This is a genomic window from Pseudomonas sp. S150, assembly GCF_004526365.1.
Classification (GTDB): Bacteria; Pseudomonadota; Gammaproteobacteria; order Pseudomonadales; family Pseudomonadaceae; genus Aquipseudomonas; species Aquipseudomonas putida_A.
Map to the genome: position 1 here is coordinate 3,392,127 of NZ_CP038207.1, position 24,559 is coordinate 3,416,685.

Genomic DNA, 24,559 nt, shown 5'->3' on the forward strand with positions numbered 1-24,559 from the left:
GGCAGACTCAGAGTCCGGTCATTTTCAGTGCCGATTCCGGCAGGCGTTCACCGTGCACCTGAATCTGCGCGATCTGCTCGTTGATCACGCGCAGATCGTCGCCGGTCAATTGCAGTTCGACCGCGCCCAGATTCTCTTGCAGTCGATGGGGTTTGGTCGTGCCAGGGATCGGCACAATCCACGGTTTTTGTGCGAGCAACCAGGCTAGCGCGACTTGCGCAGGTGTCGCGTGCTTACGCTCAGCGACGACTTTCACCACATCGACCAGCGCCAGGTTGGCCTTGCGCGCTTCGGGGGAAAAACGCGGGACGAAGTTGCGGAAGTCGCTGGCGTCGAACTGCGTGTGCTCATCGATTTGACCGGTGAGAAAACCGGCGCCCAGCGGGCTGAACGGTACGAAGCCGATCCCCAGTTCTTCCAGCACCGCCAGCAGCTCCAGTTCCGGGCCGCGCCAGAACAGCGAGTATTCGCTCTGTACCGCCGTGACCGGTTGTACCGCGTGGGCCCGGCGGATGGTTTCCACACCTGCCTCAGACAGGCCGAAATGCTTGACCTTACCCTCGGTGATCAATTCCTTGATGGTGCCGGCGACGTCTTCAATGGGCACCTGCGGATCAACGCGGTGCTGATAAAACAGGTCGATGTGATCGGTACGCAAGCGCTTCAATGACGCCTCGGCGACGGCGCGGATACGCTCCGGCCGGCTATTGGTGCCGCCGCCTCGTGCGCCGGTGATCGGGTCGATATCGAAGCCGAACTTGGTGGCGATGACGACCTGCTCGCGGATCGGCTGCAAGGCCTCGCCCAGCAGCTCTTCATTGGCGAACGGGCCATACGCTTCGGCGGTGTCGAACAAGGTGACGCCTTGCTCGTGGGCCGAACGAATCAGCTTGATCATGCTGGCTTGGTCGGCTGCCGGCCCGTAGGCCGACGTCATGCTCATGCAGCCAAGGCCCAATGCAGACACTTCCAGGCCATTGCCCAACGTGCGGTTTTTCATGATGTCACTCCGTACAGAATTCGATTAATGCGTGAGAGGGTGATCGTTCAGCCAGCCGTTCACGCGTTCCATGGTCTTGCGCTCCTGCTCACCCTCCATCACAAATCCTTCCAGCACTTTGGCCTTCGGCGCGTGCTTGACCAGCACACTGCGGCTGTTGCCCAAGCCGTAACCGCCGTGGGTGTTGAAGGGGATGAGGGTCTTGCCGGTCAGGTCGTGGGCGCTGAGGAATGCGCGCACGACCGGCGGCGCGGTTTCGCCCCAGATCGGAAAACCGAGATAGATCGTGTCGTAGTCGCTGAGGGCATGAACCTTGTTCTGCAGCTCGGGCTCGAAGCCACTGTCACGCTCCTGGCGGGCCTGCTCCACGGTTTGCAGATAGTCCTCGGGGTAAGCGTGGGCCGGACAAATCTCGAACAGATCGGCACCCAGTCCACGCTGGATCAGCCCGGCAACTACACGGGTATTGCCCGAGCGCGAAAAATACGCGACCAGAATGCGCGAGCCAGAACGCGGTGTTTCACCGGCACTCTGCGTGTCGGCAAGCGACAGCAGTGGCGCGCTGGCCAATGCGGCGATCACCGTGCGCCGCAGCGGATCGTAATCGTTACTCATCGGCCGACACGCGCCTTGAGGGATTCGGGGTAGCGCTCGCCTTCGATGCGGACTTGCCCCAGCGCAGTATCAATCGCTTTGAGTTCGGCCGCATCGAGCGTGATCTCCGCGCCGCCGAGGTTTTCTTCCAAGCGATGCAGTTTGGTCGTGCCCGGAATCGGCACAATCCACGGTGCCTGCGCGAGCAGCCAGGCCAGCGCGATCTGCGCCGGTGTCGCTTGTTTCTGCGCGGCTATCTGACGGACCAACACCACCAGCGCCTGATTGGCCTGGAGCGCCGATTGGCTGAAACGCGGGACGATGCTGCGGAAATCGTCGCTGCCGTAAGTGGTCTCAGCCGTCACCGTGCCAGTGAGAAACCCCTTCCCCAGCGGACTGAACGGCACGAAGCCAATGCCCAGATCCCAAAGCGTCGGCAGGATTTCCTGCTCGGGCTCGCGCCACCACAGTGAGTACTCGCTTTGCAGCGCTGTGATCGGCTGCACCGCATGCGCACGGCGAATGGTCTGCGCACCGGCCTCCGACAGGCCGAAGTGCTTGACCTTGCCTTCGCCAATCAAGTCCTTCACTACGCCGGCTACGTCTTCGATCGGTACGTTCGGATCGACGCGGTGCTGGTAGAGCAAGTCGATGTAGTCGGTCTTCAAACGACGCAACGAGCCCTCGACGGCTATTCGAATACGTTCGGGGCGGCTGTCCAGAGTCTGCTTTGTATTGTCGGCGCCGACGGCGAAGCCGAATTTTGTGGCGATCACGACCTGGTCGCGAACTGGCGCCAGCGCCTCGCCGACTACTTGCTCATTGATATAGGGGCCGTAGAATTCGGCGGTATCGAAGAAGGTGACGCCTCGCTCAACGGCTGAGCGGATCAGTGCGATGGCTTGTTCGGTATCCGTGGCCGGGCCATAACCATGGCTCAGACCCATGCAGCCGAGGCCGAGGGCGGATACTTCGAGTGAACTGTTGCCGAGTGTGCGTTTGTGCATGTTGATCTTCCATTGGGCATGGGAAGAACAGTAAGCGCGCTAACGACTGAGGACTAGACGGGTAAATCGGCAAAGCTTGATGAGGTTTGCTCATCAGTCCCGGAAAAGGGGAGGTGGCGACTGCCGAATGAAAGCCTGAGTCACGGTAGGCCATCACCGCTCGCACACAAAAAATCTGACACTCTCTTGACCGTCCGCTTTTGGCCGAACCCAGCCGCTCATGAGAGACCGCTTTCGGCCAAAAGCTGCCACTCAACGCGACTCGATAATTCCAACCCGAACATGCATCATCGGGCTCGCCACGATCACGTCGCGGCGTCGAAGCCATAAGTGCAGAACCTGCCGCCTGCACGAATTAGCATTTTGAAATGGAAGTCATCTCATGTTCGAGCGTAACAAACTGGTTCCGGAGTTAATGGTCACCAACCTGGATAGTAGCCTAGCTTTTTGGGTTTCTTGCTTAGGGTTTAAAATAGCTTATCAACGCCCGGAAGACGGATTTGCATACCTTGATTTGAATGGTGCTCAAGTGATGCTTGAGCAGATTGATTCGGACGCGGGACAATGGCTTGCTGCGCCGTTGATTAAGCCGTTTGGAAGGGGCATTAACCTACAGATTGATGTTGAGGCTGTCGCACCCATCATCCAAAAACTTGATCTGGCTGGATTTCCACTCTATCGAGAATGCAAAGACACCTGGTATCGGGCTGATAATGTAGAAGTAGGCCAGCGCGAATTCATCGTCCAGGATCCCGACGGTTATCTCGTAAGGTTGGTAGAGCGGTTGGGGGAGAGACCGGCTTGCTCAATCTGAAACTGAGCAAAGCCTACCGTCAGCTTTGTGCCGGTGCAGCCCTTCACGACAGACAGCAATCGGCCAAGATCCGCCAGTCGACGTCCCTTAAATAAGCGCTAAGCAAGGTAAATTTCGCGATGAAAAGCTGGATAGCTAATACGAAAATTAATGCACTGTTAGGGGCTAGCTCTCAAAAATTTGATGGCGTGAAGGTTAGGCGGATCCTTATAGAATACTGCGACAGGTATCAAAAGATTTATCCTTTTGAAATTCTGGAAGAGCCACTTGAATTTCTGAAAAACAATGTAGATTCAGGTAGTAGATATAGGGAGATGCGAGCGCTGCTTAGGGTTGCCGCTGAAGAATACTGCATTAGTTTAAACGAGATAGCCGATGCTCTTCTTGACCTGATAGACATTCGTGTCCTTACTACGGACCAAGCAAAAAAAATTATTAACCACGTTTTCGAAGCTTTTTCCTGCAATGAAAGCCCCGAAGATTTCATCCCAAGAGAGGATGCCTATTTGTGCAAAAATCTATTTGCGATTACCTCCGGCTAGCAAATGGTTGAAACCTCTAGCCTTGCTCACAATGACGGGCCCGATTGGCGTGACTAGATATTCGCCTTGGGACATTTTTGGGGCTTTGATGACTGGCCGCTATTGGCCGAAAGCCGACGGTCGCGAACGGCAGCAATCGGCCACAAGCTGACATTCTCACAGTATCTTGATAGACATCCTTGAGGCCTGAGAGGCTCTCTGAAATTGGGGACGACTCAATGCAACTCCACTCTAGGGCCGCGCTGTACTAGTCCTCTTAACTACCTGCCCAGAAGTCTGCTTGAGGTAAGGACTAAGTAGTATTGCTGCCCTCAACGAATGTGCCGCCGACATGCAACTGCTCAAGTATTTTGAGAGCCAAGAGGCCATAGACTACTTCAGGCTTGGTGTCATTTCGGGCGTACCGGATGTGGGTAACGATATGTGAGGTGCCAAAGCGTCGATTCGCCTCCGATGTTCCTTCGAGTACGCTTGCAACGATAACAGCCTCAACTAATGGTTCGTGATTACATGCCCCCTGCGGCGGGAGACACTCACAGATCGGCTCATGCTGCTCACCAACTCCTAGGCGCAGTTGCAGGAGATTATGCCGAGGCCCAGTAATACGTGAAGCGGCAAGGTACTCTCCGTGGCGGACGAAATGCATGTGATGTGGCTCTGCTGTTTGGTTAAAGGGTGCACTCTTCGCGTCAGGAACTGCGTCCGCCCCCATTCATTGTTTGAGCGTCCCGAAGGAAAAGCGAGCACGAGAGGGCGGTCGCGTAAGTTGCCCGGCTTCTGTGCGGTACGCCCGTCGCGGTGTTCGCCACTGCGACGTGGGCGAATCATGTTTCGTCGCGGACCTGCATCAGCGCGAACCCCAGCAGATTCAGACCTTGCCACAGGTTGGGGTTATTCGCGTTTACGTGATCCTGGGCGAGTCCGATGCCCCAGATGCTGTCAACCGGGCTGGCCTCAACGATGATGCGAGAACCGGTATTCTTGAGGAATGCGTTCAACTCCGGGTTTTGCGAGAACTTGGCCTGGTTGGCTCGGACGACAATTGCATACCGTTGTTGCAACCAATCGTGTTCGTTGAATCCACGCACGTTGCGGCCAAGCGCCTTGGCCGCGTTGGGCGTAGGCGCCCGTAGCACTTGAGCGCGAATGTCCTGATCGCCGAACAAGGCTGCTTTCTCTGCCATCATGAAATGTTCGGCAGTCGCGTAGCGTTGCCCGTCGACAACAAATTCGGCTTCGAACCACTGGCTGAAGCACGAAGCGCTGACTCCGTGCCTGCTTCGCTGGTGTCCCCAGAAAAAGACATAGTTCAGCTCCTCTCCAGCGTTGAAGCGGGAGCGGAGGTCTTCCAGATATTTGGAGTCGTGCAATTGGACTTCCTTCATGCTTTGTCAAAACCAAACAATGAACGCAGCCAGCCTGCCGACTTCCGTTCATAGAAGGGCGTGGTTTGCTTGAGCAAGTAATCACTAAGGCCTGAATCTGCGTCATGAACGCGGTACAGGTCAACGGGTTCGCCATCCGGAGCCAAGTCCGCGGCAACGCTGCCCGCTTCGCGCATGACCTGTTCAAAATCGCCGTCCGCTTCGATCCCGATGATCAGATGAGGCTTTTGGTCAGACGAAGCGTCATGCATCAATGCCAGAAACGCGCGCTTCACATTGCGATGTCTGGCGAGTAGTTGCTTGAGCGAATTGACCATCTTCGAGGGATATTGCGACGGCTGTCCGAGCAGTACCTGAGTGTCCTTTTCGACCGTGCGCTGCACCGGTCCCTGGCCGATCTCATCGGAGAGCAGGTAGCGCACTTCCTCGGGGAAAAATTCTTTCCCGTAAGGAGACTTCGGATTGAGGAAAAGAGGAGTGCCCAGCGTGATTTGAAACAGCGATCTGGCCGGGATCTCTATATAGGACTCCTCGCTGTTTATGGATCTTTGTAGTGTATGCAACGAAGTGAAAAACGGGATGACCGCGGAGCCGTCGGGCTTTTGCCAGTGCGCAATGCTGATGTTGCTGCCTGCCTCAAGGTTGACTTGCCCTTCGCCAGTGCCGGCGGTGCCAAGGACGTAGATTTCCGAATTCAGCAGCGTCTTGAAAAAATCAGGTCGGTGGGCGGGTTCATCCGCCGCCAGTCTGAGTGACTTTTCGAGGGTGTTTTCTTGCTGGGTATCCATGATGTCCATCGGCCGTTCCATCAATGCAGGCAAAAAGTGGGTGACAAAGAACGCGCAGTTTTTCACGCTGCTGTGAAAACAGGAAGAACTGAAGCCTGATAAATCTGCCGCATCAGGAAGGCAACACCGCGTGATGACGCCGAGCCGCGTGGAAAGAATGCTCTATCTCGTCTTCAGTTCATTTGCGCACCGTAGAAGTGGTTGAGCAGTATCAACTCAATCACAGCTACAAAAACGCACAGCACGAGAAAGCCAGGACTGAAGACGCGCTTGCGGCCGGATGAGCTTGTATCCATCCAGTTAGCGCCGGAATCGCCGGAACTCAGCAGCAGGAACATTACCCAGGCACAAGCCCAAACTTTGCCCCAGAAACCAGCATTTCTGAAAGAAGTCATCCGTGTTTTTCCGTATGCCGCTTGATTCGGCAGACCTTTATTTGCTGGTTAAGCTTGGCGGGAGGGCATTTACGCCTCCCAGAGAACGCTTCCGTGCCAAACGAGACGGCCGATTGATTTCCTCAACCCCCAGAAACGACAAAGCCCTGAATAATCAGGGCTTTGTCGTACATAAGATGGCGGAGGCGATGGGATTCGAACTCATGGACCTGTTACAGTCGACGGTTTTCAAGACCGTTGAATAGATTCAAACGGGCTGCTATATGTAGCTGTTTTTCGTTCCATTACTTTCGATTTTCAGCACCCCCACAGACCGCATTCTATAAGGGGCGCCTCTTGAGTTATGGAACGCATTTTTCGCCTATTTCGATGGCTTCGCAATGGCCCCGACGCGACGGTAAACCCGCTCGGTGATGTCGCCTTTCGTGTGCCCGAGCAACAGGCTTGCGTCGCCCACATCACTGATCTCCGACGCTGCCTTCGGTCGAATGTCGCGGAACTGGAACTCTCCGATCCTGCTGGCCAACAGTTCATCACCCTGTTCGAAAGCCTCCTGTTTTGCTTTTTCGCGCGCCGCGTCCCAGCGCTTCCTGAGCATCGTGGCCGTCATCCGCTTACCGCTCCGGTTGATGATCAGGTAACTCGAAACGTGTTGGGCATTTCGCTCTGTGATTGCTGCGATCAGCTTGCCCAGGCTGTTTGATTCCCCGCCGGTCGTGATCTGGATTCGAAGCTTCTTTTGAGTCTTGTTTTGCTGAACGGTCAGATACCCGCCTTCAACATCATCCTTCCTCATGACCAGCACGTCTGCCGGCCTCTGACCGGTCAGATATGCCAGGTCCATCGCTTCTTTCAGCTCTTGAGCTGCCTTCTTGTACACCGCCTCCCAAACCACGTCATTCGCGTAATAGTCCCTCGGCGTTTCCTTGTTCTTGCGCACACCCTGGCAGGGGTTTTCCTTCGTCGTCAGGCCCCACTCCCGGGCAATGTTGAAAATATGGGAGAGGGTAGCGATTTCGCGGTTCGCCCGAACCTTTGCCGATCGCGCATCACGATATCCGGCAATCGTCGCCGGAGTGATCGAGTCAATCGGCGCGCTGTCAAACATCGGTCGCAGCTGTTTGATCTCTGCCAAGTTGTCCTTCTGCGTGCGCGGCGCCTTCTTGGGCACCACGTCGCGGATGTACCGATCGAAGATGCCTTTCATGGTGCGCAGGTCGAGCGGCTTTTCCTTGGCTTCCAGCTCGGCCCATTTCAACCGGGCTTTGTCGAGATCCTTGCCCAGCGGTATGTCTTTTCCGAGCAGATCGCGGTAGTAGTAGGCCGTCCAGGTGGTTCCGTTCTTCCGTTTGCGGGATCGTTTGTACATCCGTGGGGGCAGGTGGTGGTGCTCGGTCTTGCGGGGGCGCATATCAGTTCACTCGCGAAAAGTCTGGCGTCCATGCCGGCGCGGCCGGTGGCGGGTTCGGGTCGGCAATGGTAGGGCTGATCATGCCCAGCTTCATGCGGGCGTACATGCGGCCAACCAGCGGGCGCTTGCCACGGCTTTCGACGAACACCCACTGGCGATCCATCAGCCAGCGGCGTTGGTAGGCCCTGGCCTTGTAGCCGGTGAGTTCGGCCAATTCCTCGTCGGAGAGGATTTCGGTTTCCATGGGATTCTCCACGCCGCCGGCGGCGGCAGAAGGTTTTAATGAAGGGTCACGCTGTCCTGCCCTGGGGCGATGGCGCGAGCCTGTTGTTCGGTGCGGAAGGACATGTGCTGGGTGATGCCGTTGCAGTCGGCGACGACCCACCAGAAGCCGCCGAAGCGGTGCGGGCCCTTGATGATCTTCGTGATGGTCATGGCGCACTTCCTTGCCCGGGTGGGCGGAGGTTACTGAGTGGCTTTCGCGATGGTTTGCTCGAAGCGCGCGGCGAGTCCGGCATTTACCTCGGCCTTCGCCTTGCTCTCTTCAGTGCCTTTGTCGCGGTGCAGCTGCTCGTATCGACGCAGGGTGGCGGCTGCCTCGCGCAGATCGGCCAGCAACTCGTCGCGCTCGGAAGTCAGCTTTAGGGCGTGCTGGCGCAGGTGGTCAGCGTCATCCATCCACTCCTGAGCCATGATCTCGAAGTGCTCGGCTGGCTTCCAAGGTGACGGGATCAGGTTCGTAATCCAGTCGGTCCACATCTCGACGCTTTCGCCACGCGCAATACGCTCGGCTTTCATCTGGTCACCGCAGTCGCGGATTTCTTTTGCCCGCCGCTCTGCATCTTCCCTGTCCATGCAGGGGTATTCTTCTCCCGGGCCTGGGCTGTGAATTGCCCAGAGCTGCAACGTAGGCTCGGCAAGGATGCCGCGCAGATCGATGATGTCACAGGCGCTAGCGCCCGATTGTTCAAGCGCCGTCAGGCTTTGCTCCGCCAACGCACGGGGCACGGTAACAACCTCGATCGCTGGGGCAGGCGGAGCGGTGAGGATCGCAATTTGTTCTTCAATTGTGAGCACGGGGATTCCTCGCCCGCCGTACACCGGCAGGCTGTTTACTAGGGGGGAGGGGTTACGCGGTGCCGAACAGGTCGAGCTGGTCGGATTCGGCTTGGAGCTCTTGCTGGCGGTTCACTTCGTGATCGATGCGTGCCCGGGCGATCGCTGCGTACTGCTCGTCGATCTCGCAGCCGATGAACTGGAAGCCTTCTCGCATTGCCGCCTTGCCGGTACTGCCGGAACCCATGAAGGGATCAAGCGCAACGCCTCCGACCGGAGTGATCAGGCGCAGCAAGTAGGCCATCAGTTCAGTCGGCTTGACGGTAGGGTGAGAGTTCCCCGTCGTCGCGGTGTTCTCGACCTTGCGCAGGGTGGTGCCGCGAGTGAACTGCGGGCCGGGGTTGGTCAGACCCTCGTGCCGATCGGTGCGACTGGTCTTGGCGCAGTAGAAGAAACGGGCGGCGCTGCCGCTGTCGCCGTGAAAGGCACCCTCGACCCTGTCGCGGCGCCCAGTGATGAGCCCAGCACTCGCTGCACTCGCCTCTGTGCCGCGAACACGCGATGCGGCGCCTGCCTCGGCAGGGAACATCGCCACCACCCCAGGGCTTCCATCGTGGATAAGGTTCGCCGGCCAGCGGCCAGCCTTGAGCGTGCCGGTGAACTGCGCGTCCTGTTTCCAGGCGCCGGTGTCGTTGACCACGTGGCCGGGCGCCATCCGCTTCTGGGTGTACTCGGCGGCTTGCGCATCGGCGCCGTGAATCCGGCAGGCGTCAATGTTCAAGGCCCCGGTGCCGTGCGTGACGACATTGGCCGCAACTGTACCGGGGAACGGCTTGCGGGCCATGCAGATGGGTTCGTGCGCTGGCTTCAGCGCGGTGCCCCATCCTTCATGCTCGCCCTTGAGGTTATGCGACTTCGGGAAGCCTGAGCCGAAAACCCACATGATCTGGTCGCGGATTTCGAACCCGGCCATTTCAATGCCTACGGCCATGTGGTGGTAGGTCCGGGCTGCGGCGAACGACAGCAGGTGACCGCCTGGCTTGAGAACGCGCAGACACTCTGTGGCCCATTCAAGCGTGAAAGCCTGAAAGGCCCGCATACCATCGGGCGTCAGGTCGTACTTGCCGGCCTCGGCCGCGATCGAGCGATGACCGCCATTCGGCCCACAAGCGCTAGCGTGTGAAGGCATGCTAGCCCGGTACGCGGCGCGGTCCTCAATGTCCTGGCCATCCCAGCTTTTGCCCATGAATCTGATGCCATAGGGCGGGTCTGTCACGACGCTGTCGACGCTGCAATCGGGCATCCGCCGCAGCAGCTCCACACAGTCGCCAATCAGGATCTGGTAACTGTTCATCGCCACGGCCCCTTGTAGATGAGGTAGGCCATGTAGAGCGGGGCGAAGATCATAGTAGGTGCGCTCCTGCTTCGAGTAGGCCGTCGCGATCTTCGCGCAGGTTGTCGCGCTCAGCCTTGAGCTGGTCGCGCTCCCTGATCAAAGCCTTGATGGCTGTTGAGATATTTCGGTGACCGAGCGTGATCGTGATGGCCTGGGCTTCGTCGAACAGCTTGACCTTCTGGTCTCGATCGTCCGCCGCCCGCGCGGCCAGTTCCTTTTCCCGAATCTTCAGGCAGCGCTTGCAGGTGACGTGACGCCAGTCATTGGTGAGCTGGTCGTCGGTCATGCTGCCATCGGTGCCGCAGTAAACGTGATCCGGCGGATCCTGATCGGCCTCGGTGCCGCCGTCCCACGAGTAAAGGTGAATCGCTCGCTTGCTCATCCGATCACCGCCTTTATGGTCAGGACCAATGGAAGCCAGAAGAAGAGGGTGCAGCCGGCCATGCAGGAAAGGATCATGGCGTCACCCGTTTGAAGTTCACGCACCAAACCCATGGGTTGGCGTCCCAGTCGCCGCCTGTGGTGTTCCAGAGCTCGGCGAAAGCTCGGTCCGGCCCATCGGATTTGCTGGTGTAGTGGTCACCGTCGTAGGTGTACATGCCGTTAACAGCTGGGTCGCTGTAGATGCCCTCGGCCAAAGCCTGTTGCTCGCTGATGTCCTTCAAGCGTTCGACGCGGACGTCGGTGATCTCCAGCAGGATGCGGCTTGCTGCCCGCGGCATGTGAATCGAAGGCTTCCATGACTCGTCATCGGTGAACTTCCCACCGCCGATGCATTTCGGAAACTCCCCGTCAGCGCGGTAGTAATAAACGCCTTCTGCGCCGCCAGGGTTGGTGCGATTGAAAGTCTCGCGGACATACAGTCGGTCGCCGGGCTTGCCGTACGGACAAGGCGCAAACTCTTCCAGCTCCTTGGCGCACTCCGCTTCAGTCGCTCCGAACACGCAGAAGCCGTAACGCGGATCGCGCTGGGCGGTTCCACTCCATCGATGGCGTTCGCCCTCAGGAATTGAGGTGTCCTCGGTTGGAATCTGAAATCCCTTCACCGGCCGCCGCGTGACCGTCTTCCGGCCTTCCAGGATGGCGCGCACCATCGGTGCCGAGAACAGGATGGGCCGTTCCTTGATTGCGGTCATGGCGTCACCTCGCGGCGTGCCCACCAGCAGACAGGGCCGTCGTCAGTATCGTGAATGGCGAGGCAGAACCAGCCTTCGCCATCAGGACGATCCGGCTCCCAGTAGCTGCAATCCGGATCGTGGGATTCGAAGTAGCGGTCGGCAATTGCTGGTTCTGCGAACTCCAGGCTGACCATGCCAACTTGAAGACCTTGCTCGGCGATCCAGGCCTTGCACTTGTCGCCGTCACCTTCGTCGAAGTCGGGCATTTCTGGGTGCTGGTACATCCCGTTTTCATCGCGCACAACCGGTGCCGGCTGAATCAGTTTTATCGTTTCCATGGGCGAGCTCGTCCTTGCCGCTATAGCGGCTGACTTTGAAGGGGGAGGGAGTTATGGCTTTGCGTGAATTTCGAGGAGGTGTTCGACTTGGTTCGACATCTGGCCGCCGTCCTGCGCGGCTTCGACAAGTTCAAGCGCCCAGTCTTCCAGCCAGTTGCGCGGAACGCCGATAATCTGGGGCGCAGGCGCATCGGGGCAGTCAAGCGGCCACGCCGTGAGAACCTTGTCCCCGTTGTACGTCAGCAGGGGCTCGCCGGTTTCTTTTTCAGTCCATTTGCCATCGGCGTCCAGCATGGCGAAAGTCAGCACGACATCGCGCTGGCCATCCCAGTTGTCGATGTGGCGCACGGCGTAGAGGCCTGGCTTGTAGGTCGGTGGCTTGCCGTCCGTGCCGAGCGCCCTGGTCGCGATATCCCTGATCACCTCAACGGAGGCGACCCGCATACTGCATCCATCTTCGGCAAAGGCTTCAGCGCGGTCGTGAATTCGCATCAGCGCGACTCTTTGCTCGGAGATCAGTTGATCCGCTGCGTTCAGCCGCTGCTGCAGGGCGTCATGCTCGGCGCGGAACTGATTGATCTCGTCCTGAGCTTGGTCAACGATCTTCTGCGCTTCGTGCACGTCGATCCAGTTGCCCATGGCCTGGTCTTCGAACTTCTGCACCGACTTACCGGATGGCGAAAGGAGGAAGGCGTAGCGCGGCAGGGAATTCAGTTTGTCCCAGAACTCGAAGCCTTCACGCGTTTGTATGTTGCGCATCATGCAATCTCCAATCAGTTGTCGGTACCGGTGTAGGTGCGCCAAGGCACCTTCACGCCGTTTACGAGGAATCCCCAGTCACCGCGCCACTTGCTGGTGATGAAGAGAGTGAAGACGCCGCCGGGGGATACCTGGTCGATGCGGTGGTATTCGCCGTGGTTGAGGCGGGCGGTGTCGCCTTTGTTGCGTCTAATCCGCAGACAGGCGCCACTCATAAACCAAACGGTCCATTTCTGATCGGGCTCGGCAACCATTCTCGCCCTGACCGAGTTCTTGAATTTCTCACTGGCCGGGCGCTGCTCCATGTACCAGCCGCGCAGGATGATTGTCCGGGCGTTCCAAGGGTGATCATGAAGATCCCGATCTTCATCCGGCCGCAGGATGTGGTGGATCCGGAACGACCACGGGCACCACCAGAACCTCGCCTTGTGCGTCACCCGGCTGTACGGGTTGAACAGCCACCAGCGGCCCATGTACATCTCGGTGCCGTCGGCGGACATGATGTGCTGGTACGGGGTGAGCTTGGCGCGGGCGATGAGCCAGTCGGCGATTGCCGGGCGCGCGAGTACCTCGGCGAGGATTCGCCAGAAGATGTTCAGCATGGATGGCGTCCTATGCCGGGGCATGCCCGGGCGGTGGAGGGTGGGTTATGCGGCGTTATTCGTTGTCGGTCGAGAGGATGGTGAATGCTGTTGCTGCCACTCGCGGAACCTGTCCATTGCCAAGGGCTTTAATTCGGTCCACCCGATGGGCCACCCCATCAGCCACTCGACCCATTCCGGGTTCAGCTGGCCACCGTCTGAAGCCATCACCGCGTGATCCAGCCGATCGTTCGATCGGTCGGCTCCGGACTTGCGTGTCAGCGCCGCCGGCGAAGACCCTTTCGCCATGCTCGCCACGGGCGTCGGCCAAGTGTGGACAGCATCCCTCAACCGAATGTGGTGGCCGCCAGCTTTCCGTTTGTGGACACTCTGCGATCCGCCGCTGCATTCCGTCGAAGTCGGCGTGGGCCATAGTCGCGCTGCCGAGACGAGACTCGGTGATCGCCGCTTGCGTTCCGACGGACAATCCCCGCGCCGGCTGTCTCCCGCTAACGGCGTTGGCAACAAGCCATATCCTGTCCCGCTGATGGGGCGCTCCGCAGTCGGATGCTGAAACAATGCACCACTGCGCGTCATACCCCATTTCGGCAAGGTCACCGAGGACCACGGCAAGTCCTCTTCCCACAAGCAGTGGTGAGTTCTCCAGGTAGACCTGTCCAGGTCGTACTTCGCCGATGATTCTCGCCATTTCACGCCAGAGCCCAGACCGGGCGCCATCGATGCCGGCGCCATTCCCGGCAGCTGATATGTCCTGACACGGGAATCCGCCAGAAACCACGTCAACAAGGCCGCGCCATGGTGTTCCGTCAAAACTGCACACGTCAGACCAAATCGGGAAAGTTGGGAGGGCTCCATCGTTTTGTCGTTGCGCCAGAACTTGTGCTGAGTAGGCATCACGCTCAACTGCGCAGACGGTGCGCCAGCCGAGGAGGTGGCCTCCGAGTATTCCGCCACCAGAGCCTGCGAAAAGAGCCAGCTCATTCATTGTTCCTCCGTGCACCAGTGGGCCTCGCCGGCTGGCGTGATAGTTGAATTCGGGATTGGTTCAGGTTCTGCGCGATCGGTGGTGCGCGAACTCGCCCTGATATTTATCTGCCGCCTCAACATAGGCGGCGTGCGCTTGCTCAGGTGTCTGGAATGAGCCGAGGTAGGTCTTCTTGCCGTTGGCGTAGATCTGCGCTTTCCAGCAGCGATCGCCTTTATGGTAAGTCGCGCCTTTCAAGCCCGAAGATCCACGTGGCGGTACGTTTGCGTTGTTTTGAGATCGCGTTGCGAGACGGAGATTTTCCCAAGCGTTATTGCTTCGCACCCCCGTCACGATGATCAACAGCAACTTCTGGCCAATCACCGGTGACCATCATCCAGGCGACGCGATGCGCGCCATAGGTTTGCCCGAGCAGCTTCAGATATACGTAGCCGTCTGGCTTTTGCGAGCCAGCAGGGTCGCCCGCTTGGCGCCGGCAATGATCGACCTTCCAAGTGAAAACACCCGAAAGCGGATCGTAGGCAATCATTTCCCTGAGCAGCCGAGTACGCCGCTCTGAATACATCTCAGGCATTTCGTCACCCTCAAGAGCGCGGTGGCAATTTGGTTCGGGTTGGGGTATTACGAATTAATGATTGAGTCGAAGGGGGTAGCAATGGGGCAGGTTACGGATCAAGAAGTAGACGACGCGATCGACGTTCTGATGCGGTTTGTTCGTGATTTCCTCGACACGAGTGCTACGAATGCGCCTGATGTCGATGAGGTCAGAGCCGCTGTCAGAGCCTTGGTAGATGCCAACCGGTTCAACCCGGAGGATTACGAGATCAAGAATTTGCTGCGTGTCAGTGAATCAAAAAAAGGCGTATCGCACGTCGAACTCCATTCTCACCTTAAGCACCTCGCCCCTTACGAAAAGGAACGGCGAGAAATGGAAAAGCACTGGGCAATTCATGGCTATCCTGAAAACGAAGATCCATTTTCGGAGTAGCATCACCTCACTGCTCAACGCCGGTCGCGGCGAACGCTTCAAGCTGCCGCGACCACTTATCTTTAATTATCAATTCCGGTCGCGACATTGCTACGAAGCGTTCCGAATCAGCCGCGGGCGCTGCCGCCAGATTGATGATGAACGTCGACACCGTCTCCTGCCATTCCTCGAAGCCGTGGCGCTCGCCGAGAATATGAAGGGCGTCATCTAAAGCTTTCGACACAATCAGCGATCGCTTCTCGGCGCCGATCCGGTCGAGCAGCGCCTTCTCCTTGGCTCGCTTGTCCTTTTGCAATTGCGCGTTGCTCTTGGCCATGGCCTACCTCTTCAATTCCGCTGGCCGGCAAGTCCAGCCAGGTCTGTCGGCGGCGCGTGGCCGCCCGGTTGGTGGTGCGCTTCATGAGTTGAACTTGAATCCGTTCTCGCTGGCGATAAGGCGGGCTCGCTTGTAGCCGATGCCAACTGACTCCGCCGCCTTGTTCAGCGAACAACCGTCCTCGGCCAGCTTTTTCAGCTTGAGCGCAAGCTTGTCCCGCTGGCTGCGAAGGCGGTCGTGATGCGGAGTGGAGGACAGCTTTGGGTCGCCACTGACACCAGCGGGGATTTGCAGAGCCTTGCCGCCGGCGCCGAAGAACTCTTCCAGCGCCCGGTTCAGGTGGTCGGTGATCTGCTCGCGCGGATCTGGCATTGGGACGCCGATCATTGCCGGTCACCCGAGAGCGTCACCTTGATACCGTCGGCCCGCGATTCCAGCTCCTGGGCATAATTGACCGCTTCCTTGTAGCTGAAACGGAAGCCACGCACCTTGCCGGTGGACAGCTCCACGATGTGGAACGCATGGTCACCCTTCGGCACGACCTGGTAGCGAATCTTCTGCACGGGAGGCTCCTTGCCGATCTTGGAATAAAACTCGGCGGTGGCGATTACGTTGCGCAGGCGCAGGGCCTGAAGTCCGTCGATGCGTTGCTGCAAGGATGGGTGCATGGCTGATCCCTCGGTGGTGGGGTTGCGTTCATTCGTCAGCACTCGGTGCCACCTGCTGGTTGCCGTTGGGCGCAGGGGAGAGTGCTGACGCAATAAACGCCGGACAAAAGAAAGCCCGGTAGCACCCGGGCTTTCGTCTTCACGTAGACCTCCCTACGTGAAGGGGGTGAAAGTGCCTCCGGTAGGAGGGCTTTGACTGAGGTTCACATGGCTGCCAATCCTCCGTACCGGGGTATCTGAAATGCAGGTGGGCGGTTATAGTCCGCAGTTTCGTCCGCATCCCGCTGCCCACTCAGTGAATGGGCAGAAGTGATGCTTTCGCTCAGGACTGTTCAAGCGAGTAACCACCAACGCCATAAGTGCGGGCCAGAACCTCGTTGATTTTCTCCAGCGAGTAAGCAATTCCGGAATGGCCGCGAGGGCCTTTGTAGATGTACATTCCGTCTTTCAATTGGTATGTGAATTTCATAGGGGATGTCCATGACATGGAAAATTGAGCCGAGCTTCGGAGTGGAAGCTTTTGTCACCGAAGATTTTCGGATTGGTTTGAAGCAGGAGCAGCCAGGTACTGATCAGACGCTGATTTTTAGCCGTGACGAGATCCCCGGACTAATTGAGATATTGAAATCAGTTTCGAAAGAGGCCGAAGAGCTTTATCAGCAAGAAGTCGCGAACGATTAGGTTTTGATCTTTTGCCTTACCCGCATCGGGGTGTGATCTGGCCGGGGCTCAACCGGCATTTGGCGGAAGGGGTAGCCCTGTAGGCGACCGGTTGGCACATCCGCTGCCCGAGGCTTGGCCTCAGATCAAACCCCGATGCGCTCTCATAGAGAGGATCGGGCAGTTAACGACAGGCTGTCGTGGCGCTGGTTGGTCAGTCGTCGTCACTGGCTTCGATCATCTTTTCGATGTCGGCAGCGACCGGTTTCTTCCAGTTTTTGATCTGCCCTGTCTCCAGATCGATGTTCAGCATCAGGTAGTCCCCGTAGTGCTCGCCCGGGAAGAAATCCGGGACGTAGCCGGTATAGGCGGCCACCTCATCGCCCTGCGCGTCGTGAAGCGTTACGCATACCTGATCACGAACCTTCATACAGGTGCGCAACTCGGTCACGTCGACCTGCACCGTCTTTTGCTGGTTGATTTGCATGCTGCTGTCTCCGTTTGATTTCCCGTCTGGCCCTGTCGCCAAGGTCAGCCAGTGAATTCTGGTTGTCATCCCGATGCACCCTGTCGCCAAGGTGCAGCAGTTATGCTTTCAGGTTTTCAGGCCCGCCGTTGCCCTCGGTCGAAGAGGGGCCGAATGCGCTCTTCATCGAACCATTCAGCCTGGAGCAGCGTGTTGTTGTTCTTCGAACATGGGGGCTGCAAACGATATTGATCGGGCCCGTTCAACTGCTGGGATCTGGCGGTGATGACGCCATAGAACCCGGTGATCTTGTCCTCTGCCTTCTGCCCGAGCTCGATCATGATTTTTCCTTTGAGTGGTTTATGCCGCGCGCTCGAGTGTTTCGGCGCGGCGAGTGATACGGATCTGGGCCATTCGAACGGTCGGTGGTCGGCGGTCGCGCCGAGCTGGTTCGACTGACTGGATATTGGCCATGGCGTTCATGGCCATCAGCGCGGCCAGGACGAAGCACATCGGCGAGATGATCTGGCGCCTCAAGGCCTCAGCGACGAGCGCTGCACGGCGCGTAACGCCGAGCTTGAACATTGCGTTGGTGAGCCGCTTCGACACGGTGGCCGGCGATATGCCGGCCTCCCGGGCTATTTCCTTTGCGGTGAGGCCGAGGGCAACCCACAAAAGGAACTGAAGCTCTCGCGGAGCCAACCCGCGTCCCAGGTGACCCTTCCATGCGCCGTTGACGATTTCGGATTCCATCGTTGTGACTCCCGGTTGATTTCCCGTCTGGCCCTGTCGCCAAGGCCAGCCAGTGAAATCTTCATTCCGGAATCCTTATTGGCTGCTGGTCAATCAGCGTTATCGAGCCGCGATCAGTGACAGCAATCCTCGCCGTCAGGCCCGGATTGAAATCCGGAAGGCGGGGGTGTGCCTTGAAATCGACGACCCTTCCTGTGCGCGTGCCCAGACCGAGATAAATCATGTCGCCTATCTGAATTTCGCTTCCGCGTTTCGTTGGCATCTCGTTTGCTCCGGTTGTTTTCCCAATGCACCCGGCCAACCAGGTGCATCAGTGAAAATTTCCGCGTCCCTTCGGCGCTACTGGCGCGGTACGGGCTCGTTCAAGTTGTTCGTCCGACCGCGACTCTGTCCGCCGGAAAACTCGATTTGGCGCTTTACGCTGCACGCCCGGGTCAGTTGCCAACCCTCTGAACCGTTGAGGCCGGTTCATCGCTGCCTTCCATCTGGCCGGTTGTTATCCGGCGATGGATAAACATTACCTGTGGGTAACGATGTCGGTCAATACCTATAGGTAATTATTTTTCTGAGGGCGAAAAAAAGCCCGCTTGAGTGCGGGCCTTTCGAAAATGAAACTGGGGTGCCGATTACAACAGAACTGAATACCAGAACACTTTGCCGATCACGATGATGTCTTTTTGAAGCATCTCGTCAGCGCTGTACTCTTCGTCAGGATGCTCGGACTGGTTATAGCTTCGCATTCTGATGCCGCCGCCAGGAACCCTGTAAAGGGTTTTAACCCTCAGCTGGCCACCGTGGTTCACGGCGTACATTTTGCCGTCGGTGATGGCGGTGCTGCCTTGATCAACTCCAACAGTGCTTCCATGAGGCAGCACCGGCTCCATGCTATTTCCGCTCACGGTGACGCATACAGCCTCGCTTGGCTGCACGTTCTGACGCCTAAGCGTTTGCTTGCCGAAACGCAATTTCTGTTGGTGCGATGGCTCTACAACTGTCTTTCCGCTCCCGGCAGACAGCTCTACTTCCTTGAGGAACGGCACGTACACCTCGTCATCATCCAACGGTGTGTCATCGTCCCACACCGAAAACTGGCCCAGGTACTGAGCGTTGCTCTCCACTTGTTTAACCGGTTGCATTCCTGGTCGGTCAAGCGAATAGCGATCAAGTCCGAGCTTCGCCTCAATGTCTCGAGCGAAGTCCTCCCCGATGTTTTTACTACCAGCAGATGACGGTGCTGTCGATAGGCATCGTGAAATGTAGTTCGCGCTCTTGCCCAAGGCATCGGCAATTCTTGCCTGCTTGCCATCGAAGCGCTGCTTCATGAGTGTCCGCAAATTTTCGCGGCGAATGTCTGAAATATCCATCCGCAAATCATCCCTCACTGTTACCAACAGGTAAATTCCCTTCGGGTATTGCTTTGAGATTACCTGCGGGTAATAATCCGAGGCATCTAAAGGGAGGCCCGCCATGCGGACAAAAAATCCTCAACTTCTTGAGTGGTTGAAAACGGCTACTGACGCTTCCGTCGCAAAGACGGGCACCAGCCGCGCATACCTGAGGCTGATTGCTTACGGGCACAAGACAGCATCTGCCGAAATTGCTGCCCGAACTGAATCAGCAACCGAAGGGAAGGTGACCCGACAGGCTCTGCGCCCGGATGACTGGAAGCAAATCTGGCCGGAGTTGGCGGTCGCCTAACCACCTCGATCCGTTGAGCCAATTATCCAGCGACAACAGGTTTAGCAGTAGTGATTCGGAATAGCTGTTAATCCATACAGTAGAAAAACAGCAGACGAAAAAAAGCCGGGCGGCAACCCGGCTTCTTTAAAACGCACAACAACTTGAGGGGCCAGTATGAACACGAACGTCACCCCCGGCAATACCCCAATTCCTACGACACGTTTTTCGATTGACCAAAACGTGTCGCGACACATGTCGTCGCGTGAAATCGCCGAGCTGATCGGTAGCTCTCACGACAACGTGCTGAAAACCATCCGCGCGCTGGTTGCGAAGGGTGTCGTTTCTTCAAACGACACCCCCTACGTGCACCCGCAGAACGGCCAGGTCTATCGCGAGTTCCTGCTATCGCAGCGCGATACCCTCGTCGTCGTGTCTGGCTACAGCGTGGAGCTGCGCGCCCGGATCATTGATCGCTGGCAGGAGCTGGAAGCGCAGGCGGGCCAGTTCCAGATCCCGGCCACTTACGCCGAGGCGCTGCAGGCTGCTGCTGATCAGGCGAAGGACAACCAAACGCTGCGCCTGGTCATCCTCGATCAGGCGCCGAAGGTTGCGGCCATCAATCGTCTGGCAGCCGCTGGCGGTGCGATCTGCATCACCGACGCCGCGAAGCACTTGCAACTGAAGCCTTCGAGGTTGTTCGCCTGGATGCAGCAGAACCGGTGGATCTTCCGCCGTCAGGGCTCCGGTCGCTGGACGGCCTACCAGCCACGAATCACCTCGGGCCACATGGTCCACAAAGTCACCGCTCTCAAGCCTGACTCAGAAACCGGCGCTGAGCGTGCCGCTTTCGATCCTCTCGTTACCCCAAAGGGCCTTGCCCGTTTGGCCGAACTGAATATCGGAGCCTCGAAGTGAGCGTTCAAGCAATGTCATGGGCGCTGTCTTTGCCCACGCAAGTTCTCAAGGATGCCAGCGCGCGGCACGTGCTGCTGTGCCTGGCCAACTACGCCGGCTCGAATGGTGCGGGTGCTTTCCCGTCGGCGACAACGCTCGCCCAAGACACCGGCCTGTCCGAGCGCACCGTCCGCTACAAGCTTGATGACCTGGAGAAGTCCGGTCTGATCAAGCAGGGCAATCAGGCGATTGCCGCTGTTCACATTGATCGCCACGACCGCCGCCCAGTCGTTTACGACCTTCAACTATTGCGGGGTGCAAATGCTGCACCCCGTTCTGATCGGGGTGCAAATGACGGCACGGGGTGCAGTTCAGAACAGAACGGGGTGCAACCTACGACAGAACGGGGTGCAGCGGCTGCACCCAATCCGTCACTTAACCATCAATTAACCGAAGAGCAGCTGCAGCAGCGCGAGATTGATGCCGCTCTCGCCGAACAGAACCGCGCTGCCATCGAGCCGCAGGATGATCGCCAACGCTTCGCCATGTTCGTCACCTGGGTTCCCAACGAGAAAGCGTTGTCGGATCAGATCGCTATCGCGGGGCTTCCGGCTGACTGCGTCCCTGACGAAGCGGTTCGCAAGTTCAAGGGCTTTCACTGCGCCAAGCCAAACACTCTCGATTCCGGCTCCGGCTGGTGCTACCGCTTGGTCCAGTGGGGTGAAGCGTGAGCGAGTGCAGGCAGCAGGCCGTGATCAAGAGCCTGATTTCAACGACACCAGCTGGGGCGATGACCTGGGAGGTCTGTGATGAAGTCCGTTTCGAATGTGCTGCAAATGTTGCCCAACGTAGCGTCGGCCGAGGTCGCGCCGGTGAAAGGCTGACCCGGGGACTGTGCAGGTAATCAACGCCTTGTTTCGCGAGCTAATGGCAATCTTCCCAGCGTGGAAGCAGGCATGGCCTGACAAAGAGGCCACCAACGCCGCTAAAGCTACGTGGACCAAGGCCTTCATGGCCGAGAAAATCACGACGATCGAGCAGATTCGCTTCGGCATCGAACGGTGCCGGAAGCTTGGTTCGGACTTCGCGCCGAGCGTTGGCAAGTTCATCAATCTGTGCCAGCCCACCCCAGAAATGCTCGGTCTTCCGCCGCTCGAAACGGCGTTTCGCGAAGCGTGCCGCAATGTTCATCCGTCGATGGCCGGACAGGCGAACTGGTCGCACGACGCGATCTGGCACACGGCCAAGGAGTCTGGCTTCGAAAGCCTGAACCGTTTGGAAACCTCGCTGGCGCGCAAGCTGTTCGAGCGGAACTACGTGATCACCGTGCGCCGCTTGATCGATGGGCTGCCGCTGCAAAAAATGCCACTGGCATTGCCCGCCCGTGTCGATGGCCGGCGCACGCCTGAGGTCGGAAACAGGGCACTGGCCGAGCTGCGCGCCATGCGTTCGAGTGGGGTTCGTCATGCCTGATCGCCGCCTCGCTGTCCCTGAGATCGAAACCTACCGTTGGGCGGTGTTCTGCTGCTCTTTCAAGTTCGACCTGAGCTCGCCACCTGATCACGCGCTCGCTCTGTTCGCCGACGAGGCCATGGCCAAACGCTACGGATCTTGGATGTGGCCGGGCACCTTTGAGGTGGTCGACGTCGTCACGGGGAAACCCGTATGCGAGTGAGTTCGAAGAAATTGCGCAACTCGGCTCGAGGCCAGGACTGCACCGTCCGTATGCCGGGCACCTGCAATCACAACACGGAAACCACTGTCCTCGCGCATCTGCCATGCGGACAAAAGGGCATGGGCATGAAGGGCTTCGACACCGTCGCGGTGTACGCCTGCAGCTCCTGTCACGACGTCATCGATGGCCGCGCCGCTGGCGAGGTCGATTGGTCCGACATGCCGCGCGCCATCGCCGAAACCCACGAAGGCCTGATCCGGGCCGGAATTCTTACCGTGAAGGGGGCTGCATGATCGACCTAACGCTGCCGTGGCCGCCAAAGGAGTTGAGTCCAAACGCGCGCGTGCATTGGAAACAAAAGCACAAGCACGCAAAGGCATACCGCCGCACCTGCGGTCTTATCGCGCTGGCGCTGGATGCGCCGCGCCTCAGCGGCAAAAAGTACTTTTGGGTCACGTTCTGTCCGCCGAATCGCAGGGCCTATGACGATGACAACCTGCTGGCCCGCTTCAAGGCCGGCCGTGACGGTGTTGCGGACGGCCTGGGCATCGACGACAAGAACTTCGTGACCACGATCAACATCGGCAAGCCGGTGCCAGGTGGCGAGGTGCGCGTGCACATCCGGGATTACCCAATTGACCCGGAGGCGAACACGCCATGAGCCAGAGCCTGCTGATCACGTTTTCAGACGCCGAGATCCGCCGGCAATCGGCCAACGTCGGTATCCGTGACATGCGCGACGCGCGGTTTCCGGGCGTCTACTTCCGTTTCCACAAGAACCGGGAGCGGGGCACGTGGTACTTGGTGTCCGGCAAGGAATGGGAAAAGATCGCCCGATTCCCGGATCTGCCGGTGAAGGGTTTGATCAACGCACTGCCGAAGATTCGCGAACGCCTGGCCGCCGATCCGAAGGCCTCTGCGTCGGCTGGCACGCTGCAGACCCTTGGCCAGTTGCTGGACTGGTTCGCCGCCCGACAGGCCGTTGACCGCAGCCTTTCGGACAAGCGCCGCTCCACGAACACCTCGATCATCAGCCTCCATTTAAAACCGCGCCTCGGCGAGCTGCTGGTGGACGATCTCGACCGGTTCACCCTGGACAAGCAGCTGATGTGGCCAATGCAGGCCGAGTTCTCTCTGTCCTACGTCCGGCTTGTGTGGGGTGTGCTGGTGGTGGCCATGCGGCAGGCCGAGAAGCTGCGCCTGATCAGCACCAACCCGATCGCCGGATTCAAGTTCACCGACTTCACCAAGGCCCGGATCCTGCCCAAACCATCGCGCCTGCGCGCCGTGCAACTCGAGGACGTGATCGAACAGCTTGCCGATGGCTTCGACCGCGCGCCGCAGGACTGCATGCTGGCGCTGATGATGCTCTGCCACGGTACGCGGGTCGGCGAAACCCGGATGGCTCGATGGCAGCACCTGACCCTGGGTGAGCAGGGCGAGTGGTTCATCCCGGCTGAGAACACGAAGACCCGTTGCGAACATCGGCTGCCACTGACGCAGCAGGTCTGCGCGCTGCTGGAGCGGTACCGGGATTGGCAGGCAGGAAAGGGCTACAAAGGCGCGTTCGTGTTCCCGGCGCGGTCGGGTGGATGCCTGAGCGATGGCCAGGCCTGCGCCGTGTTCACGCGGTTGGGCAAGGGTGAGTGGACAAGCCACGACCTGCGAAAGGTGGCGCGGACCGGCTGGACTGACCTCGGTGTGGACTTCCTCATCGGCGAGATGCTGGTGAACCACACGATGACCCGCAACGTGCAGACCTACATCCACACATCCGCCGAACTGCTCAAGCGCGAAGCCCTGAACAAGTGGCACGAATGGTTAGACGGGAAGGGCTTCAGCCTGATTCACCGCTTGACCATGACTAGAAACGGAAATTCGCAGAATGCCGCCGAGGCCTTGAATGGCGCGGCTTCTAGCCAAATCACGAAACAATAAAAGGCGAGGTTTAAAAATGGATAAAAGAACACACGGCCCCGCCTTTGTGCGCCGCCAGATCCCGCTCACCGACTGCCCATCCTGTGCCGGGAAAGGGGTGATCAAGGGCCTGTTTCATCAGCTCGACTGCATCGGTTGCCACGCTTCTGGCCTGGTGCACGCCGAAACGCTGGAGCCGCTGCCGGTGGACGATCTGATCGTTCAGCTCGGCATGCTGATCCGCCAAGAGCGGCACATTGCAACGTTGCCGCCGGCGATTGACGGGGTTGTTGCTCAGTATCAAGACGTCAACCGTCGCGGGCCGGGCGGCTCGTCTTATAAAGGGGATTGA

At 58.5% G+C, this 24,559-nt stretch carries 41 protein-coding genes and 1 tRNA gene; 13 read left to right on the top strand and 29 right to left on the bottom strand.

The features are described from left to right. Positions 1-7 precede the first annotated feature (7 nt). The 3 genes from E3Z29_RS15500 to E3Z29_RS15510 are packed head-to-tail and all read right to left on the bottom strand — an operon-like array spanning position 8 to position 2,601. Positions 8-1,000, bottom strand: a complete 993-nt coding sequence (locus E3Z29_RS15500; RefSeq protein ID WP_134786200.1) for an aldo/keto reductase — start codon at positions 998-1,000, stop codon at positions 8-10. Between the two features lie 24 nt (positions 1,001-1,024). Beyond that, complete coding sequence (locus tag E3Z29_RS15505) at positions 1,025-1,615, bottom strand: flavodoxin (RefSeq protein WP_134786201.1); 591 nt, start codon at positions 1,613-1,615, stop codon at positions 1,025-1,027. Beyond that, a complete protein-coding gene (locus tag E3Z29_RS15510) occupies positions 1,612-2,601 on the bottom strand; it encodes an aldo/keto reductase (RefSeq protein WP_134786202.1) in 990 nt (329 codons plus the stop codon). The genes E3Z29_RS15505 and E3Z29_RS15510 overlap by 4 nt, the downstream gene beginning before the upstream one ends. Positions 2,602-2,983: 382 nt before the next feature. Here E3Z29_RS15510 and E3Z29_RS15515 point away from each other — a divergent pair, with 382 nt between their 5' ends. Next, positions 2,984-3,415, top strand: coding sequence for a VOC family protein (locus E3Z29_RS15515; RefSeq protein ID WP_098963786.1), 432 nt, complete (start codon positions 2,984-2,986; stop codon positions 3,413-3,415). A 119-nt stretch (positions 3,416-3,534) separates the two neighbouring features. Beyond that, positions 3,535-3,957 (top strand): hypothetical protein, encoded by a 423-nt coding sequence (locus E3Z29_RS15520; protein ID WP_098963787.1) that lies wholly within the window; start codon positions 3,535-3,537, stop codon positions 3,955-3,957. A gap of 824 nt (positions 3,958-4,781) precedes the next feature. Here E3Z29_RS15520 and E3Z29_RS15525 read toward each other — a convergent pair. From E3Z29_RS15525 to E3Z29_RS15595, 17 genes are all read right to left on the bottom strand, one after another. Continuing rightward, positions 4,782-5,327, bottom strand: a complete 546-nt coding sequence (locus tag E3Z29_RS15525; RefSeq protein ID WP_134786203.1) for an NADAR family protein — start codon at positions 5,325-5,327, stop codon at positions 4,782-4,784. An 11-nt stretch (positions 5,328-5,338) separates the two neighbouring features. Beyond that, positions 5,339-6,139 carry an enhanced serine sensitivity protein SseB gene (sseB, locus tag E3Z29_RS15530; RefSeq protein ID WP_134786204.1) on the bottom strand — a complete coding sequence of 267 codons (801 nt, stop codon included), beginning with the start codon at positions 6,137-6,139 and terminating at the stop codon, positions 5,339-5,341. A 164-nt stretch (positions 6,140-6,303) separates the two neighbouring features. Then, the gene (locus E3Z29_RS15535; RefSeq protein ID WP_098963790.1) at positions 6,304-6,525 is read right to left on the bottom strand and encodes a hypothetical protein; all 222 of its coding nucleotides are present in this window, start codon (positions 6,523-6,525) and stop codon (positions 6,304-6,306) included. Positions 6,526-6,702: 177 nt separating this feature from the next. Then, a tRNA-Ser gene (locus E3Z29_RS29415) sits at positions 6,703-6,833 on the bottom strand. Between the two features lie 53 nt (positions 6,834-6,886). Further along, positions 6,887-7,936 carry a tyrosine-type recombinase/integrase gene (locus E3Z29_RS15540; protein ID WP_134786205.1) on the bottom strand — a complete coding sequence of 350 codons (1,050 nt, stop codon included), beginning with the start codon at positions 7,934-7,936 and terminating at the stop codon, positions 6,887-6,889. 1 nt (position 7,937) lies between these two features. Then, positions 7,938-8,180, bottom strand: a complete 243-nt coding sequence (locus E3Z29_RS15545) for a DUF4224 domain-containing protein (protein ID WP_134786206.1) — start codon at positions 8,178-8,180, stop codon at positions 7,938-7,940. 35 nt (positions 8,181-8,215) lie between these two features. Beyond that, positions 8,216-8,371, bottom strand: coding sequence for a hypothetical protein (locus E3Z29_RS29420; protein ID WP_167734128.1), 156 nt, complete (start codon positions 8,369-8,371; stop codon positions 8,216-8,218). A 30-nt stretch (positions 8,372-8,401) separates the two neighbouring features. Then, positions 8,402-9,013 carry a hypothetical protein gene (locus E3Z29_RS15550; protein ID WP_134786207.1) on the bottom strand — a complete coding sequence of 204 codons (612 nt, stop codon included), beginning with the start codon at positions 9,011-9,013 and terminating at the stop codon, positions 8,402-8,404. Positions 9,014-9,065: 52 nt separating this feature from the next. Further along, positions 9,066-10,346: a site-specific DNA-methyltransferase gene (locus E3Z29_RS15555; protein ID WP_134786208.1), complete on the bottom strand. Its 1,281-nt coding sequence runs from the start codon at positions 10,344-10,346 to the stop codon at positions 9,066-9,068. A gap of 49 nt (positions 10,347-10,395) precedes the next feature. Continuing rightward, positions 10,396-10,770, bottom strand: a complete 375-nt coding sequence (locus tag E3Z29_RS15560; RefSeq protein ID WP_134786209.1) for a hypothetical protein — start codon at positions 10,768-10,770, stop codon at positions 10,396-10,398. Positions 10,771-10,843: 73 nt separating this feature from the next. After that, on the bottom strand, positions 10,844-11,524 hold the full coding sequence (locus tag E3Z29_RS15565) for a hypothetical protein (RefSeq protein ID WP_134786210.1): 681 nt from the start codon (positions 11,522-11,524) through the stop codon (positions 10,844-10,846). Then, complete coding sequence (locus E3Z29_RS15570) at positions 11,521-11,844, bottom strand: hypothetical protein (protein ID WP_134786211.1); 324 nt, start codon at positions 11,842-11,844, stop codon at positions 11,521-11,523. The genes E3Z29_RS15565 and E3Z29_RS15570 overlap by 4 nt, the downstream gene beginning before the upstream one ends. Before the next feature lie 51 nt (positions 11,845-11,895). Further along, positions 11,896-12,606, bottom strand: a complete 711-nt coding sequence (locus tag E3Z29_RS29655; RefSeq protein ID WP_256662002.1) for a hypothetical protein — start codon at positions 12,604-12,606, stop codon at positions 11,896-11,898. Positions 12,607-12,617: 11 nt separating this feature from the next. Further along, positions 12,618-13,205 (bottom strand): hypothetical protein, encoded by a 588-nt coding sequence (locus tag E3Z29_RS15580; protein WP_134786212.1) that lies wholly within the window; start codon positions 13,203-13,205, stop codon positions 12,618-12,620. A 55-nt stretch (positions 13,206-13,260) separates the two neighbouring features. Continuing rightward, on the bottom strand, positions 13,261-14,190 hold the full coding sequence (locus tag E3Z29_RS15585) for a DNA cytosine methyltransferase (protein ID WP_134786213.1): 930 nt from the start codon (positions 14,188-14,190) through the stop codon (positions 13,261-13,263). Between the two features lie 60 nt (positions 14,191-14,250). Further along, the gene (locus tag E3Z29_RS29660; protein WP_256662003.1) at positions 14,251-14,427 is read right to left on the bottom strand and encodes an AP2 domain-containing protein; all 177 of its coding nucleotides are present in this window, start codon (positions 14,425-14,427) and stop codon (positions 14,251-14,253) included. A 73-nt stretch (positions 14,428-14,500) separates the two neighbouring features. Beyond that, on the bottom strand, positions 14,501-14,764 hold the full coding sequence (locus tag E3Z29_RS15595) for an HNH endonuclease (protein WP_134786215.1): 264 nt from the start codon (positions 14,762-14,764) through the stop codon (positions 14,501-14,503). 21 nt (positions 14,765-14,785) lie between these two features. On the opposite strand from E3Z29_RS15595, the gene E3Z29_RS15600 reads away from it, so the two are divergent. Further along, on the top strand, positions 14,786-15,178 hold the full coding sequence (locus E3Z29_RS15600) for a hypothetical protein (RefSeq protein ID WP_134786216.1): 393 nt from the start codon (positions 14,786-14,788) through the stop codon (positions 15,176-15,178). A gap of 7 nt (positions 15,179-15,185) precedes the next feature. Here the strand turns inward: E3Z29_RS15600 and E3Z29_RS15605 are convergent, their stop codons facing one another. The 4 genes from E3Z29_RS15605 to E3Z29_RS29425 all read right to left on the bottom strand — a co-directional run bounded on the left by E3Z29_RS15605 (position 15,186) and on the right by E3Z29_RS29425 (position 16,631). After that, entirely contained in the window at positions 15,186-15,494 is a 309-nt protein-coding gene (locus E3Z29_RS15605; RefSeq protein ID WP_134786217.1) for a hypothetical protein, read from the bottom strand. A gap of 81 nt (positions 15,495-15,575) precedes the next feature. Next, the gene (locus tag E3Z29_RS15610) at positions 15,576-15,881 is read right to left on the bottom strand and encodes a hypothetical protein (protein WP_134786218.1); all 306 of its coding nucleotides are present in this window, start codon (positions 15,879-15,881) and stop codon (positions 15,576-15,578) included. Beyond that, on the bottom strand, positions 15,878-16,162 hold the full coding sequence (locus E3Z29_RS15615; RefSeq protein ID WP_134786219.1) for a hypothetical protein: 285 nt from the start codon (positions 16,160-16,162) through the stop codon (positions 15,878-15,880). Before E3Z29_RS15615 ends, E3Z29_RS15610 begins: the two co-directional genes overlap by 4 nt. Before the next feature lie 322 nt (positions 16,163-16,484). Then, entirely contained in the window at positions 16,485-16,631 is a 147-nt protein-coding gene (locus E3Z29_RS29425) for a hypothetical protein (protein WP_167734130.1), read from the bottom strand. Positions 16,632-16,642: 11 nt separating this feature from the next. Here E3Z29_RS29425 and E3Z29_RS15620 point away from each other — a divergent pair, with 11 nt between their 5' ends. After that, positions 16,643-16,843: a hypothetical protein gene (locus E3Z29_RS15620; protein ID WP_134786220.1), complete on the top strand. Its 201-nt coding sequence runs from the start codon at positions 16,643-16,645 to the stop codon at positions 16,841-16,843. A 193-nt stretch (positions 16,844-17,036) separates the two neighbouring features. On the opposite strand, the gene E3Z29_RS15625 is transcribed toward E3Z29_RS15620, so the two are convergent. The 5 genes from E3Z29_RS15625 to E3Z29_RS15645 form a co-directional block, all read right to left on the bottom strand. After that, the gene (locus tag E3Z29_RS15625) at positions 17,037-17,309 is read right to left on the bottom strand and encodes a hypothetical protein (protein ID WP_134786221.1); all 273 of its coding nucleotides are present in this window, start codon (positions 17,307-17,309) and stop codon (positions 17,037-17,039) included. Between the two features lie 116 nt (positions 17,310-17,425). Beyond that, on the bottom strand, positions 17,426-17,629 hold the full coding sequence (locus E3Z29_RS15630) for a hypothetical protein (protein WP_134786222.1): 204 nt from the start codon (positions 17,627-17,629) through the stop codon (positions 17,426-17,428). Positions 17,630-17,648: 19 nt separating this feature from the next. Continuing rightward, positions 17,649-18,041 carry a response regulator transcription factor gene (locus tag E3Z29_RS15635; protein ID WP_134786223.1) on the bottom strand — a complete coding sequence of 131 codons (393 nt, stop codon included), beginning with the start codon at positions 18,039-18,041 and terminating at the stop codon, positions 17,649-17,651. A gap of 61 nt (positions 18,042-18,102) precedes the next feature. Further along, positions 18,103-18,303: a hypothetical protein gene (locus E3Z29_RS15640; protein WP_134786224.1), complete on the bottom strand. Its 201-nt coding sequence runs from the start codon at positions 18,301-18,303 to the stop codon at positions 18,103-18,105. Positions 18,304-18,667: 364 nt separating this feature from the next. Continuing rightward, entirely contained in the window at positions 18,668-19,510 is an 843-nt protein-coding gene (locus E3Z29_RS15645; protein WP_305955816.1) for a helix-turn-helix transcriptional regulator, read from the bottom strand. Here E3Z29_RS15645 and E3Z29_RS15650 point away from each other — a divergent pair. The 9 genes from E3Z29_RS15650 to E3Z29_RS15690 all read left to right on the top strand — a co-directional run bounded on the left by E3Z29_RS15650 (position 19,509) and on the right by E3Z29_RS15690 (position 24,559). Then, entirely contained in the window at positions 19,509-19,739 is a 231-nt protein-coding gene (locus E3Z29_RS15650; RefSeq protein WP_134786225.1) for a YdaS family helix-turn-helix protein, read from the top strand. The two genes, E3Z29_RS15645 and E3Z29_RS15650, sit on opposite strands and share 2 nt — an antisense overlap. A 234-nt stretch (positions 19,740-19,973) precedes the next feature. Then, positions 19,974-20,636, top strand: coding sequence for a phage regulatory protein/antirepressor Ant (locus tag E3Z29_RS15655; RefSeq protein WP_134787574.1), 663 nt, complete (start codon positions 19,974-19,976; stop codon positions 20,634-20,636). After that, a complete protein-coding gene (locus tag E3Z29_RS15660; protein WP_305955817.1) occupies positions 20,633-21,346 on the top strand; it encodes a helix-turn-helix domain-containing protein in 714 nt (237 codons plus the stop codon). Before E3Z29_RS15655 ends, E3Z29_RS15660 begins: the two co-directional genes overlap by 4 nt. Before the next feature lie 196 nt (positions 21,347-21,542). Next, on the top strand, positions 21,543-22,088 hold the full coding sequence (locus tag E3Z29_RS15665; RefSeq protein ID WP_134787575.1) for a replication protein P: 546 nt from the start codon (positions 21,543-21,545) through the stop codon (positions 22,086-22,088). After that, positions 22,081-22,290, top strand: coding sequence for a hypothetical protein (locus E3Z29_RS15670; protein WP_134786226.1), 210 nt, complete (start codon positions 22,081-22,083; stop codon positions 22,288-22,290). The genes E3Z29_RS15665 and E3Z29_RS15670 overlap by 8 nt, the downstream gene beginning before the upstream one ends. Continuing rightward, positions 22,281-22,583 carry a nuclease domain-containing protein gene (locus E3Z29_RS15675; RefSeq protein ID WP_134786227.1) on the top strand — a complete coding sequence of 101 codons (303 nt, stop codon included), beginning with the start codon at positions 22,281-22,283 and terminating at the stop codon, positions 22,581-22,583. The genes E3Z29_RS15670 and E3Z29_RS15675 overlap by 10 nt, the downstream gene beginning before the upstream one ends. Then, entirely contained in the window at positions 22,580-22,951 is a 372-nt protein-coding gene (locus tag E3Z29_RS15680) for an endodeoxyribonuclease RusA (protein ID WP_134786228.1), read from the top strand. Before E3Z29_RS15675 ends, E3Z29_RS15680 begins: the two co-directional genes overlap by 4 nt. Further along, entirely contained in the window at positions 22,948-24,228 is a 1,281-nt protein-coding gene (locus E3Z29_RS15685) for a tyrosine-type recombinase/integrase (protein ID WP_134786229.1), read from the top strand. Before E3Z29_RS15680 ends, E3Z29_RS15685 begins: the two co-directional genes overlap by 4 nt. 16 nt (positions 24,229-24,244) lie before the next feature. Continuing rightward, positions 24,245-24,559 carry a hypothetical protein gene (locus tag E3Z29_RS15690; protein ID WP_134786230.1) on the top strand — a complete coding sequence of 105 codons (315 nt, stop codon included), beginning with the start codon at positions 24,245-24,247 and terminating at the stop codon, positions 24,557-24,559.

Coding starts and splice junctions, on each gene's coding strand:
- E3Z29_RS15500 (WP_134786200.1), bottom strand. CDS start 1,000: ATGAAAAACCGCACGTTGGGCAATGGCCTGGAAGTGTCTGCATTGGGC.
- E3Z29_RS15505 (WP_134786201.1), bottom strand. CDS start 1,615: ATGAGTAACGATTACGATCCGCTGCGGCGCACGGTGATCGCCGCATTG.
- E3Z29_RS15510 (WP_134786202.1), bottom strand. CDS start 2,601: ATGCACAAACGCACACTCGGCAACAGTTCACTCGAAGTATCCGCCCTC.
- E3Z29_RS15515 (WP_098963786.1), top strand. CDS start 2,984: ATGTTCGAGCGTAACAAACTGGTTCCGGAGTTAATGGTCACCAACCTG.
- E3Z29_RS15520 (WP_098963787.1), top strand. CDS start 3,535: ATGAAAAGCTGGATAGCTAATACGAAAATTAATGCACTGTTAGGGGCT.
- sseB (WP_134786204.1), bottom strand. CDS start 6,139: ATGGACATCATGGATACCCAGCAAGAAAACACCCTCGAAAAGTCACTC.
- E3Z29_RS15535 (WP_098963790.1), bottom strand. CDS start 6,525: ATGACTTCTTTCAGAAATGCTGGTTTCTGGGGCAAAGTTTGGGCTTGT.
- E3Z29_RS15540 (WP_134786205.1), bottom strand. CDS start 7,936: ATGCGCCCCCGCAAGACCGAGCACCACCACCTGCCCCCACGGATGTAC.
- E3Z29_RS15545 (WP_134786206.1), bottom strand. CDS start 8,180: ATGGAAACCGAAATCCTCTCCGACGAGGAATTGGCCGAACTCACCGGC.
- E3Z29_RS29420 (WP_167734128.1), bottom strand. CDS start 8,371: ATGACCATCACGAAGATCATCAAGGGCCCGCACCGCTTCGGCGGCTTC.
- E3Z29_RS15555 (WP_134786208.1), bottom strand. CDS start 10,346: ATGAACAGTTACCAGATCCTGATTGGCGACTGTGTGGAGCTGCTGCGG.
- E3Z29_RS15560 (WP_134786209.1), bottom strand. CDS start 10,770: ATGAGCAAGCGAGCGATTCACCTTTACTCGTGGGACGGCGGCACCGAG.
- E3Z29_RS15565 (WP_134786210.1), bottom strand. CDS start 11,524: ATGACCGCAATCAAGGAACGGCCCATCCTGTTCTCGGCACCGATGGTG.
- E3Z29_RS15570 (WP_134786211.1), bottom strand. CDS start 11,844: ATGGAAACGATAAAACTGATTCAGCCGGCACCGGTTGTGCGCGATGAA.
- E3Z29_RS29655 (WP_256662002.1), bottom strand. CDS start 12,606: ATGATGCGCAACATACAAACGCGTGAAGGCTTCGAGTTCTGGGACAAA.
- E3Z29_RS15580 (WP_134786212.1), bottom strand. CDS start 13,205: ATGCTGAACATCTTCTGGCGAATCCTCGCCGAGGTACTCGCGCGCCCG.
- E3Z29_RS15585 (WP_134786213.1), bottom strand. CDS start 14,190: ATGAATGAGCTGGCTCTTTTCGCAGGCTCTGGTGGCGGAATACTCGGA.
- E3Z29_RS15595 (WP_134786215.1), bottom strand. CDS start 14,764: ATGCCTGAGATGTATTCAGAGCGGCGTACTCGGCTGCTCAGGGAAATG.
- E3Z29_RS15605 (WP_134786217.1), bottom strand. CDS start 15,494: ATGGCCAAGAGCAACGCGCAATTGCAAAAGGACAAGCGAGCCAAGGAG.
- E3Z29_RS15610 (WP_134786218.1), bottom strand. CDS start 15,881: ATGATCGGCGTCCCAATGCCAGATCCGCGCGAGCAGATCACCGACCAC.
- E3Z29_RS15615 (WP_134786219.1), bottom strand. CDS start 16,162: ATGCACCCATCCTTGCAGCAACGCATCGACGGACTTCAGGCCCTGCGC.
- E3Z29_RS29425 (WP_167734130.1), bottom strand. CDS start 16,631: ATGAAATTCACATACCAATTGAAAGACGGAATGTACATCTACAAAGGC.
- E3Z29_RS15620 (WP_134786220.1), top strand. CDS start 16,643: ATGACATGGAAAATTGAGCCGAGCTTCGGAGTGGAAGCTTTTGTCACC.
- E3Z29_RS15625 (WP_134786221.1), bottom strand. CDS start 17,309: ATGCAAATCAACCAGCAAAAGACGGTGCAGGTCGACGTGACCGAGTTG.
- E3Z29_RS15630 (WP_134786222.1), bottom strand. CDS start 17,629: ATGATCGAGCTCGGGCAGAAGGCAGAGGACAAGATCACCGGGTTCTAT.
- E3Z29_RS15635 (WP_134786223.1), bottom strand. CDS start 18,041: ATGGAATCCGAAATCGTCAACGGCGCATGGAAGGGTCACCTGGGACGC.
- E3Z29_RS15640 (WP_134786224.1), bottom strand. CDS start 18,303: ATGCCAACGAAACGCGGAAGCGAAATTCAGATAGGCGACATGATTTAT.
- E3Z29_RS15650 (WP_134786225.1), top strand. CDS start 19,509: ATGCGGACAAAAAATCCTCAACTTCTTGAGTGGTTGAAAACGGCTACT.
- E3Z29_RS15645 (WP_305955816.1), bottom strand. CDS start 19,510: ATGGCGGGCCTCCCTTTAGATGCCTCGGATTATTACCCGCAGGTAATC.
- E3Z29_RS15655 (WP_134787574.1), top strand. CDS start 19,974: ATGTCGTCGCGTGAAATCGCCGAGCTGATCGGTAGCTCTCACGACAAC.
- E3Z29_RS15665 (WP_134787575.1), top strand. CDS start 21,543: ATGGCAATCTTCCCAGCGTGGAAGCAGGCATGGCCTGACAAAGAGGCC.
- E3Z29_RS15670 (WP_134786226.1), top strand. CDS start 22,081: ATGCCTGATCGCCGCCTCGCTGTCCCTGAGATCGAAACCTACCGTTGG.
- E3Z29_RS15675 (WP_134786227.1), top strand. CDS start 22,281: ATGCGAGTGAGTTCGAAGAAATTGCGCAACTCGGCTCGAGGCCAGGAC.
- E3Z29_RS15680 (WP_134786228.1), top strand. CDS start 22,580: ATGATCGACCTAACGCTGCCGTGGCCGCCAAAGGAGTTGAGTCCAAAC.
- E3Z29_RS15685 (WP_134786229.1), top strand. CDS start 22,948: ATGAGCCAGAGCCTGCTGATCACGTTTTCAGACGCCGAGATCCGCCGG.
- E3Z29_RS15690 (WP_134786230.1), top strand. CDS start 24,245: ATGGATAAAAGAACACACGGCCCCGCCTTTGTGCGCCGCCAGATCCCG.